Raw genomic sequence first — 12,186 nt, forward strand, 5'->3', positions numbered from 1 at the left:
GAGCCCAGTTAGTGCTATCCGTCACGCTTGACACAAAGGCCCGGATCGGGACCAACGGCCCCCGCCGCGCGCACGACAGCCCCGGAGCGAGATCATGCGGCACATCGGCCGTCAGATCCATAGCCGGATCCACAGCCGGAGCCGCAGCCGGAGCCGCAGCCGGGATCGGCGCCCCGCGGGCCGCCGGGGAGCACGGCCGCAGCATCCGCCCCCTACAAGATCATCATTTCAGTTGGCGTGCTGGAGGCCGCGCACCACGCGCCACCGCTCGGTGAGCCGCCGGTACGCCTCCCCGGCCGCCGAGCCGTCGCCCGCGCGCAGCGCCGCGAGGCCGGCCGCCACGTCCGCCGCGGACCGGTCGCCGGCGAGGAAGTCCTCCCGCAGGGCGTGCACGAGGCCCCCGTAGTCCAGCTCCACCAGCGACCGCGGGTGGAACTCCTCCAGCCACCGCCCCACGTCCACCAGACCCTCGGTCAGCGGCCCCTCGTCCAGCGACTCGCGCAGCGTCCTCAGCGCCCGCGCCACCCGCCGCCGCGCCTGCACCATCGGCGTCCGGTAGCGCAGGGCCGGCGCCTTGCCGGGGCCGCCGGACGCGACGTACTCCCGCTCCTCGTCCGCGAACAGGGCGAACCACCGCACCGGCACCTGCCACACCGACGTCCGGATCCAGGGCCGGGCGTCCGGGTTCCGCTCCCGCCACCGCTCGTGGTCCGCCTCCGCCTGCTCCCGCACCACCGGCGGCAGCGCCGCGTCCAGCACCACGGGCGGCAGCGTGCCCGGCAGCTCCTCCAGGGCCAGCCACCCACGCAGCCGCGTCCGCCACGGGCACACGCACACCACGCCGTCCACCTCCAGCACGAAGGCGTCGGCGCTCTCGTGCACCGGCACCGCGACCGGCGGCGTCGCCAGCAGGTCCGCCAGCGACCGGCGCAGCTCGTCCTGGGCGGTCGGCGAGGTGCCGCGGCGCGCGTAGCGGGCCCAGTGGCCCCGCTCCGGCTCCGGGAAGGCCGCCAGCGGCTCGTACACCCGCAGGTACGACGCGTACGGGACGAGGACCGAGGAGACGGCTGACATGTCACGAATCCTTCCACGCCCGTACTCCGCGAGGGGGTGATCCGCCGCACTGGCTCTCATCTACGCGCAGGTAGGACTTACTCTCTTGCCGTCAAGGTCCTCCCCCACCCGCAGGAGGGCCTCATCCGCCGCTTCGTACTTGGGAGTCACCACCGTGACCGATGTGACCGACGGCGTCCTGCACACCCTGTTCCGATCGGAGCAGGGGGGCCACGAACAAGTCGTGCTGTGCCAGGACCGTGCCTCCGGCCTGAAGGCCGTCATCGCCATCCACTCGACCGCCCTGGGCCCGGCCCTCGGCGGTACCCGCTTCTACCCGTACGCCTCCGAGGAAGACGCCGTCGCCGACGCGCTGAACCTGTCCCGGGGCATGTCGTACAAGAACGCCATGGCCGGTCTGGAGCACGGCGGCGGCAAGGCCGTGATCATCGGTGACCCGGAGCTGATCAAGACCGAGGAGCTGCTGCTGGCCTACGGCCGGTTCGTGGCCTCCCTCGGCGGCCGGTACGTCACGGCCTGCGACGTCGGCACCTACGTGGCCGACATGGACGTCGTCGCCCGGGAGAACCGCTGGACCACCGGCCGCTCCCCCGAGAACGGCGGCGCCGGCGACTCGTCCGTCCTCACCGCGTACGGCGTCTTCCAGGGCATGCGCGCCTCCGCCCAGCACGCCTGGGGCGACCCCACGCTGCGCGGCCGCAAGGTCGGCGTGGCGGGTGTCGGCAAGGTCGGCCACTACCTGGTGGAGCACCTGCTCGAGGACGGTGCCGAGGTCGTCGTCACGGACGTGCGGGAGGAGTCGGTGCGCCGGATCACCGACAAGTTCCCCCAGGTCACCGTGGTCGCCGACACCGACGCCCTGATCCGCACCGAGGGCCTGGACGTCTACGCCCCGTGTGCGCTCGGCGGCGCGCTGAACGACGACACCGTGCCCGTACTGACGGCGAAGGTGGTGTGCGGCGCGGCCAACAACCAGCTGGCGCACCCGGGCGTCGAGAAGGACATCGAGGACCGCGGGATCCTCTACGCGCCCGACTACGTCGTCAACGCCGGCGGCGTGATCCAGGTGGCCGACGAGCTCCACGGGTTCGACTTCGACCGGTGCAAGACCAAGGCCACGAAGATCTTCGACACCACGCTGGCAATATTCGCACGTGCGAAGGAAGACGGGATTCCGCCGGCTGCGGCGGCCGACCGGATCGCCGAGCAGCGCATGGCGGAGGCGCGCCGCGGGTAGCCCCCGGGCGAGCCGTGGTTGACAGCGTCGACCCGCCGGCCGCGAGGAGCGTGTCCCCCGCAGGGAGACATGGCTCACGCCGGTCGGCGGGTCGACTGCCAAGAAGAGGTTAAAATCGCAGCTGACCAGCGAGGACGGGGCTCCTCGTCGGTCCTGTTCCGGGGCGCGTCATGCGGGCGGCGTACCGTATGGCCGCGGAAGCAGGTACCGTTGAAGCCCTACGGGCCGGTCTCTCCGCGGAGAGTCCGTTCCGACTCATGAACGCGTGTCAAGACTCTGGGGCCGTCGAGCCCCGTCACCGAGGGGGTCGAGCCATGGGGCGCGGCCGGGCCAAGGCCAAGCAGACGAAGGTCGCCCGCCAGCTGAAGTACAACAGCGGCGGGACTGACCTGTCGCGTCTGGCCAGTGAGCTGGGCGCTTCTACTCCGCAACCGCTCTCGCAGCCGCCGAATGGCGAGCCGTTCGAGGACGAGGACGAGGAAGACGACCCGTACGCCCGCTACGCGGAGCTGTACAACGACGACGATGACGAGGACGAGGAGTCCGGTCCTTCGTCACAACGTCGCGGTGCTTGACGCCTGATTTCACTCAACCCGGTCCGGGGCCCCGCCCCGGACCGGGTTCTGTGCTGCTCAGGCGGCGTAGTCGCCGGTCAGGGTGGCGCCGGTGGGGTGTTCGCCGCGTTCGGTGATCTCGCCGGCGACCCAGGCGTCGACGCCCCGGTCCGCGAGAGTGGTCAGGGCCACGTCGACCGACTCCGCAGGAACCACGGCCATCATCCCGACACCCATGTTCAGCGTCTTCTCCAGCTCCAGACGCTCCACCCGGCCGGCCGTGCCGACCAGGTCGAACACCGCGCCGGGCGTCCAGGTCGAACGGTCGACCGCGGCGTGCAGCCCGTCCGGGATCACCCGGGCCAGGTTGGCGGCCAGACCACCACCGGTGATGTGACTGAACGCGTGCACCTCGGCCGTCCGGGTCAGCGCCAGACAGTCCAGCGAGTAGATCCTCGTCGGCTCCAGCAGCTCCTCGCCCAGCGTCCGGCCGAACTCCTCCACCCGCTGCTCCAGGCGCATCCCGGCCCGGTCGAACAGCACGTGCCGCACGAGCGAGTACCCGTTGGAGTGAAGGCCCGAGGACGCCATCGCGATCACCACGTCGCCCGCGCGGATACGGTCGGCACCCAGCAGCCGGTCCGCCTCCACCACACCCGTACCGGCACCGGCGACGTCGAAGTCGTCCGGGCCCAGCAGACCGGGGTGCTCGGCCGTCTCGCCGCCGACCAGGGCGCAGCCGGCCAGCACGCAGCCCTCGGCGATGCCCTTGACGACGGCGGCGACCCGCTCGGGGTGGACCTTGCCCACGCAGATGTAGTCGGTCATGAACAGCGGCTCGGCGCCGCAGACGACGATGTCGTCCATCACCATCGCGACCAGGTCGTGGCCGATGGTGTCGTAGACGCCCATCTGCCGGGCGATGTCGACCTTCGTGCCGACACCGTCGGTCGCGGAGGCCAGCAGCGGCCGCTCGTAGCGCTTGAGGGCGGAGGCGTCGAAGAGGCCGGCGAAGCCGCCCAGGCCACCGAGGACCTCGGGGCGCTGCGTCTTCTTCACCCACTCCTTCATCAGCTCGACGGCGCGGTCGCCCGCTTCGATGTCGACGCCCGCGGCTGCGTAGCTGGCACCGGTGGTCTCAGTCTCAGACATGACTGTGAGAACTTTCGTGTCGTACTGCAGGGATTGCGGGTGGTCCTACGGGCGACGGAGGGCGTCGGCCGCGGCCGTGGCGGCCGGTCCGGCGGCCAGCTCGGTCTCCAGGAGCTGCTTGCCGAGCAGCTCGGGGTCCGGCAGCTCCATCGGGTACTCACCGTCGAAGCAGGCTCGGCAGAGCTTCTGCTTCTCGATGGTGGTGGCCTCGATCATGCCGTCGATGGAGATGTACGAGAGGGAGTCGGCGCCGAGCGACTTGCCGATCTCGTCGACCGTCATGCCGTTGGCGATCAGCTCGGCGCGGGTGGCGAAGTCGATGCCGAAGAAGCACGGCCACTTCACCGGCGGGGAGGAGATCCGGATGTGGACCTCGGCGGCCCCGGCCTCGCGGAGCATCCGGACGAGTGCGCGCTGGGTGTTGCCGCGGACGATCGAGTCGTCCACGACCACCAGGCGCTTGCCCTTGATGACTTCCTTCAGCGGGTTCAGCTTCAGGCGGATGCCCAGCTGGCGGATGGTCTGGGACGGCTGGATGAAGGTCCGGCCGACGTACGCGTTCTTCACCAGGCCGGCGCCGAACGGGATCCCGCTGGCCTCCGCGTAACCGATCGCGGCGGGGGTGCCGGACTCCGGCGTCGCTATGACCAGGTCGGCGTCGACAGGGGCTTCCTTGGCCAGTTTCCGGCCCATCTCCACCCGGGAGAGGTACACGTTCCGGCCGGCGATGTCGGTGTCCGGGCGCGCCAGGTAGACGTACTCGAAGACACAGCCCTTGGGCTTCGCTTCTGCGAATCGCGAGGTGCGGATGCCGTTCTCGTCGATCGCGATCATCTCGCCCGGCTCGACCTCGCGGACGTACGCGGCGCCGCAGATGTCGAGGGCGGCGGACTCGGAGGCGACGACCCAGCCGCGCTCCAGGCGGCCGAGGACCAGCGGGCGGATGCCCTGCGGGTCACGGGCGGCATAGAGGGTGTGCTCGTCCATGAAGACGAGGGAGAAGGCTCCCCGGACCTCGGGGAGGATCTTGGCGGCGGCTTCCTCGACGGTCAGCGGCTTGCCGTCGTCGTCGACCTGGCCCGCGAGGAGCGCGGTGACGAGGTCGGTGTCGTTGGTGGCCGCCACCTGAGTGGAGCGGCCGTCCTTCTTCGGGAGGTCGGCGACCATCTCGGCGAGCTGGGCGGTGTTCACCAGGTTGCCGTTGTGGCCGAGCGCGATGGAGCCGTGGGCGGTGGCCCGGAACGTCGGCTGCGCGTTCTCCCACACGGAGGCGCCGGTGGTCGAGTAGCGGGCGTGACCGACCGCGATGTGACCCTGGAGGGAACCGAGGGAAGTCTCGTCGAAGACCTGGGACACCAGGCCCATGTCCTTGAAGACGAGGATCTGGGAGCCGTTGCTGACCGCGATTCCCGCGGATTCCTGGCCCCGATGCTGGAGGGCGTAGAGCCCGAAGTACGTGAGCTTTGCGACCTCTTCACCCGGAGCCCAGACACCGAAGACGCCACAAGCGTCCTGGGGGCCCTTTTCGCCGGGAAGCAGATCGTGATTGAGTCGACCGTCACCACGTGGCACGCCACCGAGTGTAGGCGAGATCGACCACTGGTCCGAATTGGGGACGGGGCGGGAGACGGCACGAGGAAGCGACGGTTCCGGTCGCGCCGCCGCCACCGGGTGCTCCGATCAGCCGCTGGTCAGCCGCGGGTCCGTCGACGCACCTCGCCCGGCCGCCCGGCGATCACGCGCTGACCTGCGCCTGAGCCGGGTCGCTGCGGGATCCGCCCGCGGGGCCCGGGAGTCCGCCGGCGGGTCCGCCCCCGGCACTGCCGGGAGCGGCCGGGCCTTCCGGGGGCGGCGTGCGGTGTGACGGACCTCGCAGCGCGGCGGGACGTCACTTCCGGGGAGGAGCGGTGGTCGCCGCGTTCTGCGCACCCGCCGCGAAGCCCGAGGCGTCCGGGGCGGTGACCGTCAGGGTGCGGTGGTCGATCACGTACGTGACCTTGCCCTTCATCGCCTCGAGCAGGGCGCGTTCCAGCTCCATCTGCGGCCCGGCGCACAGCTTCCGCGTGGTGGTGACCCGGCCGAACGTCATCGTGGAGCCGTCGGTGGTGACGGGGGCGCTGAACTGGTTGCACCCCAGCGACCCGCGTACGGAGTCGTCCTTGCCGAACACGAGCGACGCCTTGCCCTCGGTGCCGGCCGGCACCGGGGTGGCGGCCCGGCCGGAGACCAAGGAGTTCACCGTCCACTTGGTGCCGACGAGCGGCGCGGGCGGCTGCTCGGCGAGCCGGACGGTGTCCCCGTCGGCGGTGGTGAGCGTCAGCCGGCCGTCGTCGAGGGTGGCCTTGAGCTTGCCGGTGAGCGCGGACTTCAGCGCGTCCTCGAAGCCCTGGAGGGGCTCGGGGCAGCCCATCTCGGTCATCCCGGTGTCGCTGACGGTGATCGTGTCGCCGTCGACGGCCGCCCGCGCGTCGAAGTGGTTGCAGCCGAAGTTGCCCTTGGCCCGGCCCTTGTCGTCGATCCGCACGTGGGCCCCGGCCGGGGCGGCGGTCCGCTTGCCGTCGACGGTGACGCTCTCGACGGTCCAGTGCACCCCGGTGACGGGCACGTCGGGGCGTACGGAACTGCTGCCGGCGCCCGTGCCCCGCCCGTCGCCGGACTGGGTGCCGCAGGCGGTGAGGGCGAGGGCGAGGAGCGGGACGAGGGCGGCGGCCCCGGTGGCGTACGGCTGCTTCTTCGTCATGGTCGGCATGGTGATGGGACGGACCGGGCGCGGGCCCGGTTCCGTCCCTCGGCCGTCCGGGGGTGCCGGGGCGCAGGGGCGGCGGCCTTCCGCGGGCCGGCGCGGGACCGGGCGGGGCGCGGTCCTGGGGGTCGGCCGAGGACCGGGCGCGGGGACCCGTGGGGCCGGGCCGAGGACACCGGGCGCGGCGGCCCCGCGGGGCCGGCCAAGAACCGGGCCCCGGCGGCTCCGAAGGGTCAGCCGAGGACCGGGAGGAGCGCCGACAGGTCCGCCCGTTCGCCGCTCGCCCGGACCTGGGCCGCGTCGAGGGCGTCCGCCCAGGTCGTCCGGCCCGTGGCGAGCCGGATCCAGGTGAGCGGCTCGGTCTCGACCACGTTCGGCGGCGTGCCGCGCGTGTGCCGGGGCCCCTCGACGCACTGCACCACGGCGTACGGCGGTACCCGCACCTCCACCGACCCGCCCGGCGCCTTCCCCGCCAGCGCGTCGGCCAGCAGGCGGGTGCAGGCGGCCAGCGCCTGGCGCTCGTACGGGACCGCGAGGCCGGTCGCGTCGTTCAGGTCGTCGGTGTGGACGATCAGTTCGACCGTCCGGGTCACCAGGAAGTCCGCGAGGCGCACGCCCCCGAAGCGGGTCACGACCAGCCGGTCGCCGGGCGCCTCCAGGGCCTCGGCGAGCCCGCGGCCGGTCTCCTCGTACAGCGCGGCGAGCGCGGCCGGGTCGGACGCCCCCGCCTCGGCGATCTCGCGGGTGTCGTGGTCCACGTCCCCGGCGTACCGCCGGGTGGCGAGCGGCCACTCCAGCAGCGTCAGGTCGCGGGTGGCGGGCGCGGGCGCGGCCACGCCGCGGATGACCGAGCGCATCGCCATGGTGACGTGCGCGGCCAGTTCGCGGACCGTCCACTCCCCCAGCCTGGTCGGCTGTTCCAGCTGCTCGGGCGTGAGGGTGACGACCGCCCGGTGTACGTGGTCGAACTGCGCGAGCACGGCGCTCCGTGTCTTGGCGGGGTCGTAGGCACGCGGACGCTTCTTGGCGGGAGGCATGGGCCCGAGGCTAGCCGCATCCCGTGTGGCGGGCGGGAGGGGCACGGAAGAGACTGGAAAGGGGCTACGAGAGGGGTGGAGGATCATGGCGGAACACCCTCACGCCGCGCTGGCGCGCCGAGGCTACGAGGCCTTCAGCGCTGGGGACATGGACACGCTGGCCGGCCTGCTGACGGGCGACTGCACGCACCACTCGCCCGGCGAGAGTCAGATGTCCGGGCACTTCAAGGGCCGCGACAACGTCCTGGCCCACTACGGCCGGCTCATGGAACTGACCCACGGCACCTTCCGCGTGGAACTGCAGGGCGTCTACCCGGACGGCCGGGGCCACGTCATGGCCGTGCACACGTGGCACGCCGACCGCGGTGACCGGGGCATCGAGATGAAGGGCGGTCTCTTCTTCACCATCGTCGGGGACAAGGCCACCGACATCGACGAGTGCGTCGAGGACATCGACGAGGCGGACGCCTTCTGGGATCAGGCCGAGTAGGCGCCCGCCCCCACGGTGAACGTGTCGCCGCCCGCCGGTACGCCCACGCCCCGCCAGGTGAACGGGACGCCCCCGGCGGTGCGCGGATCGGGGCCGTCCATCAGCTGGAAGTGCAGGTGCGGCTCGGTGGAGTTGCCCGAGTTGCCGCAGCTCGCGAGCTGCTGCCCGGCGGCCACCCGGTCGCCCGGGCGGACGAGCAGGGAGCCGCGCCGCAGGTGGGCGTAGAGCGCGTACGTACCGTCGCCGAGGTCGAGCACCACGTGGTTGCCGATGATGTGGCGCGGCCCGCCCAGCGACCGGAACGCCCCCTCCACCAGCAGGAAGTACGGCAGCGCCGGCAGCGAGTTGCGGCTCAGGTGGTCCCGCAGGCCGTCCTCCGCGTGCACCACGGTCGCGTCGGCGACCGCGAGGAGCGGTGCGCCGAAGGCGGGGAAGTCGGCGTTGCGCCGGACGACGGGCCACAGCGGGGCGAACGGCGGCCGCGGCCGCTCTTCGGACTCGGCCACGATGTCGATGGCGTACGTCTGCGCCAGCGTGTGCGTGCCGTGGCTGGGCACCTTGTCCGCGGGGCTGTGCGCGGCGGACCAGGTGCCGGTGACGGGCGGGTCCACCTCGACGGGGTCCGGCCTGGTGGAGGGGTCACGGCTCTCATGCGTGCGGCGCAGCGCGATGCCGATGGCGACGGCGGCCAGCAGCGGGAGCCAGCCCAGCCAGTAGTTGTAGGGCAGCTCGACGAAGATGCCGGTGATCGCCTGCGCCGTGAACAGCAGCCACAGGAGGTTGGCCGCCGTGGTGGCGAGTCTGCGCATGGACATGGTGTTCCCCCATGGTTCGGTCGGGCTTGGTTCGGCTCCGCTCGGCCGGTGGCCGGTGGCCGGTGGCCGGTCGGGACGGGTCGCGGCTGGTCAGGTCGGGACAGGTCCGGTGGGTTGGTGGAGCGGCGGATGAGGCCGGCGGATCAGGGCCGGGCGGTGGCCAGCGCCACGAGCAGCGGCACCACCCGGCCCGGCGGGACCTCGTGGCGCCCGCGCCCGGTGGCGTGCAGCCAGCCGGCGCCGGTCAGCTGGCGCAGGTGGTGGTAGATCTGGCCGGTCGTGCCGATGTCCTCCAGCGCGGCCAGCTCGGCGGCGGTGCGGCGACCGCCGAGGATCTCCCGCAGCAGCCGGAGGCGCACCGGGTGGCCCAGCGCGGCGAACGACTCGGCGGCCTCGGTCCAGTCGTCGTCCACCTGCTCCTGGGCGAGGACGCCGTACTGCCACTCGTACTGCTCCCCCGTCGGCAGTCGTACGGCTCCGGTGAACAGCACCCCGCCATCGGCCGCACCCATGCGGGCGAGCCGTGCCTTGAGCCCCTCCAGGGCCCAGAAGTCGCCCTCGCCGACGGGCGGTTCCGCAACGGCGTCGCCGCCCGTGCCCGGCCCCAGCGCGGATTCCAGCGCCGCCAGGCGCTGCTCCAGTGCGGCGACCCGCTCCTCCAGCTCCATGACCCAGAGAATACGTAGTTACGTAATTACGTGCAAGGCGACAGGGGTGACGGTACGAAAAAACCCCGCCCGGACCGCGAGGTCCGGACGGGGTTCTTCGATCGGTACGCGGGCGCCGACGCATCGGCCCCCGCGGCTCAGGCCAGCAGGCCGGGGATGGTGGCTTCGTGGGCGTGGCGGAGTTCGTCCAGGGGGATGGTGAACTGGCCCTGGATGTCGATGGTGTTGCCGTCGATGACGCCGATGCGGGTGGCGGGCAGGCCGCGGGCGCCGCACATGTCGGTGAAGCGGAGTTCCTCGCTGCGGGGGACGGCGACGACCGCGCGGCCGGCCGATTCGCTGAAGAGGAAGGTGAAGGCGTCCAGCCCGTCCGGGACGATGAGGCGGGCGCCGTTGTTGCCGCGCAGGCAGGACTCGGCGACGGCCTGGATCAGTCCGCCGTCGGACAGGTCGTGGGCGGCGTCGATCATGCCGTCGCGGGAAGCGGCGATCAGGATCTCGCCGAGCAGCTTCTCCCGGTCCAGGTCCACCGCCGGCGGCAGGCCGCCGAGGTGTTGGTGGACGACCTCGGACCATGCCGAGCCGCCGAACTCCTCCCGGGTGTCGCCCAGCAGGTAAAGCAGCTGGCCCTCCTGTGCGAAGGCGATGGGGGTGCGGCGGTTGACGTCGTCGATCACACCGAGGACGGCGACGACCGGGGTGGGGTGGATCGCCACCTCACCGGTCTGGTTGTAGAGGGAGACGTTGCCGCCGGTGACCGGGGTGCCGAGCTTCTGGCAGCCGTCGGCGAGACCACGGGTGGCCTCGGCGAACTGCCACATCACCGCCGGGTCCTCCGGCGAGCCGAAGTTCAGACAGTCCGAGATCGCCAGCGGCTTCGCGCCGGAGGCGGCGACATTGCGGTACGACTCCGCCAGCGCCAACTGCGCACCGGTGTAGGGGTCGAGCTTCGCGTACCGGCCGTTGCCGTCCGTCGCGATCGCCACACCCAGATTCGTGTCGGCATCGATCCGGATCATGCCCGAATCCTCGGGCTGCGCCAGCACCGTGTTGCCCTGCACGAACCGGTCGTACTGATCGGTGATCCACGCCTTCGACGCCTGATTCGGATGCGCCACCAGCTTCAGCACCTGCTCACGCAGCTCCTCGGAGCTTTGCGGGCGGGGCAGCTTGTTCGCGTCGTCGGCCTGGAGAGCGTCCTGCCAGGCGGGGCGGGCGTAGGGGCGGTGGTAGGTGGGGCCCTCGTGGGCGACGGTGCCCGGGGGCACGTCCACGATCTGCTCACCGTGCCAGAAGATCTCCAGCCGCTCGCCGTCGGTGACCTCACCGATGACGGTGGCGATGACGTCCCACTTCTCGCAGATCTCCATGAAACGGTCGACGTGCTGCGGCTCGACGATCGCGCACATCCGCTCCTGCGACTCGCTCATGAGGATCTCCTCCGGCGAGAGCGACGCATCACGCAGCGGCACCGTCTCCAGCTCCACCCGCATACCGCCGGTACCGGCGGAGGCGAGCTCGGAGGTTGCGCAGGACAGGCCCGCGCCACCCAGGTCCTGGATGCCGGCGACGAGCTTCTCCTTGAAGATCTCAAGGGTGCACTCGATCAGCAGCTTCTCCTGGAACGGGTCACCGACCTGCACCGCCGGACGCTTGGTGGGCTTGCCCGTGCCGGAGGCACTGTCGCCCGCAGCGTCGAACGTCTCGGACGCCAGGACCGAGACGCCGCCGATGCCGTCACCACCGGTGCGGGCGCCGTAGAGGATGACCTTGTTGCCCGGGCCGGACGCCTTGGCCAGGTGGATGTCCTCGTGCCGCATCACACCGATGCAGCCGGCGTTGACCAGCGGATTGCCCTGGTAGCAGGAGTCGAAGACCACCTCGCCGCCGATGTTCGGCAGGCCCAGGCAGTTGCCGTAACCGCCGATACCCGCGACCACACCCGGCAGGACACGCTTGGTGTCGGGATGGTCGGCCGCACCGAACCGCAGCGGGTCCACCACCGCGACCGGACGGGCACCCATGGCGAGAATGTCGCGGACGATGCCGCCCACACCGGTGGCCGCACCCTGGTACGGCTCGATGTAGGAAGGGTGGTTGTGCGACTCGACCTTGAAGGTCACCGCATACCCCTGACCCACATCCACCACACCGGCGTTCTCACCGATGCCGACGAGCAGCGCATCGTTCTCCGGCGCCTTCTCACCGAACTGCTTCAGGTGGACCTTGCTGCTCTTGTACGAGCAGTGCTCGGACCACATCACCGAGTACATCGCCAGCTCCGCCCCCGTGGGGCGCCGGCCCAGGATCTCCCGGATCCGCTCGTACTCGTCCTTCTTCAGACCGAGCTCGGCCCACGGCTGCTCGACATCAGGGGTCTCGGTGGCGTGCTTGACGGTGTCGAGGCTCATCAGAT

At 71.6% G+C, this 12,186-nt stretch carries 11 protein-coding genes; 3 read left to right on the forward strand and 8 right to left on the reverse strand.

The features are described from left to right. Positions 1-228: 228 nt before the first annotated feature. Positions 229-1,074 (reverse strand): hypothetical protein, encoded by an 846-nt coding sequence (locus A4V12_RS27310; RefSeq protein WP_064072104.1) that lies wholly within the window; start codon positions 1,072-1,074, stop codon positions 229-231. Between the two features lie 154 nt (positions 1,075-1,228). Here A4V12_RS27310 and A4V12_RS27315 point away from each other — a divergent pair, with 154 nt between their 5' ends. Beyond that, a complete protein-coding gene (locus tag A4V12_RS27315; RefSeq protein WP_064072115.1) occupies positions 1,229-2,311 on the forward strand; it encodes a Leu/Phe/Val dehydrogenase in 1,083 nt (360 codons plus the stop codon). Between the two features lie 314 nt (positions 2,312-2,625). After that, positions 2,626-2,886, forward strand: coding sequence for a DUF3073 domain-containing protein (locus A4V12_RS27320; RefSeq protein ID WP_064072105.1), 261 nt, complete (start codon positions 2,626-2,628; stop codon positions 2,884-2,886). 57 nt (positions 2,887-2,943) lie between these two features. Here the strand turns inward: A4V12_RS27320 and purM are convergent, their stop codons facing one another. From purM to A4V12_RS27340, 4 genes are all read right to left on the reverse strand, one after another. After that, positions 2,944-4,017, reverse strand: coding sequence for a phosphoribosylformylglycinamidine cyclo-ligase (gene purM / locus A4V12_RS27325; RefSeq protein WP_064072106.1), 1,074 nt, complete (start codon positions 4,015-4,017; stop codon positions 2,944-2,946). Between the two features lie 45 nt (positions 4,018-4,062). Beyond that, entirely contained in the window at positions 4,063-5,589 is a 1,527-nt protein-coding gene (purF, locus tag A4V12_RS27330; RefSeq protein ID WP_064072107.1) for an amidophosphoribosyltransferase, read from the reverse strand. 316 nt (positions 5,590-5,905) lie between these two features. Then, positions 5,906-6,757 carry an META domain-containing protein gene (locus tag A4V12_RS27335; protein ID WP_064072116.1) on the reverse strand — a complete coding sequence of 284 codons (852 nt, stop codon included), beginning with the start codon at positions 6,755-6,757 and terminating at the stop codon, positions 5,906-5,908. Between the two features lie 236 nt (positions 6,758-6,993). After that, positions 6,994-7,797: a maleylpyruvate isomerase family mycothiol-dependent enzyme gene (locus A4V12_RS27340; protein ID WP_064072108.1), complete on the reverse strand. Its 804-nt coding sequence runs from the start codon at positions 7,795-7,797 to the stop codon at positions 6,994-6,996. A gap of 85 nt (positions 7,798-7,882) precedes the next feature. On the opposite strand from A4V12_RS27340, the gene A4V12_RS27345 reads away from it, so the two are divergent. Beyond that, a complete protein-coding gene (locus tag A4V12_RS27345) occupies positions 7,883-8,287 on the forward strand; it encodes a nuclear transport factor 2 family protein (RefSeq protein ID WP_064072109.1) in 405 nt (134 codons plus the stop codon). Here the strand turns inward: A4V12_RS27345 and A4V12_RS27350 are convergent. The 3 genes from A4V12_RS27350 to purL form a co-directional block, all read right to left on the reverse strand. Beyond that, positions 8,275-9,102 carry a M23 family metallopeptidase gene (locus A4V12_RS27350; protein ID WP_064072110.1) on the reverse strand — a complete coding sequence of 276 codons (828 nt, stop codon included), beginning with the start codon at positions 9,100-9,102 and terminating at the stop codon, positions 8,275-8,277. The genes A4V12_RS27345 and A4V12_RS27350 overlap by 13 nt on opposite strands. 143 nt (positions 9,103-9,245) lie before the next feature. Further along, the gene (locus A4V12_RS27355) at positions 9,246-9,770 is read right to left on the reverse strand and encodes an ArsR/SmtB family transcription factor (RefSeq protein ID WP_064072111.1); all 525 of its coding nucleotides are present in this window, start codon (positions 9,768-9,770) and stop codon (positions 9,246-9,248) included. Between the two features lie 137 nt (positions 9,771-9,907). Further along, positions 9,908-12,181, reverse strand: coding sequence for a phosphoribosylformylglycinamidine synthase subunit PurL (gene purL, locus A4V12_RS27360; RefSeq protein ID WP_064072112.1), 2,274 nt, complete (start codon positions 12,179-12,181; stop codon positions 9,908-9,910). Between the last annotated feature and the right edge of the window lie 5 nt (positions 12,182-12,186).

This window comes from Streptomyces noursei (genome assembly GCF_001646665.1).
Taxonomy (GTDB): Bacteria; Actinomycetota; Actinomycetes; order Streptomycetales; family Streptomycetaceae; genus Streptomyces; species Streptomyces lavendulocolor.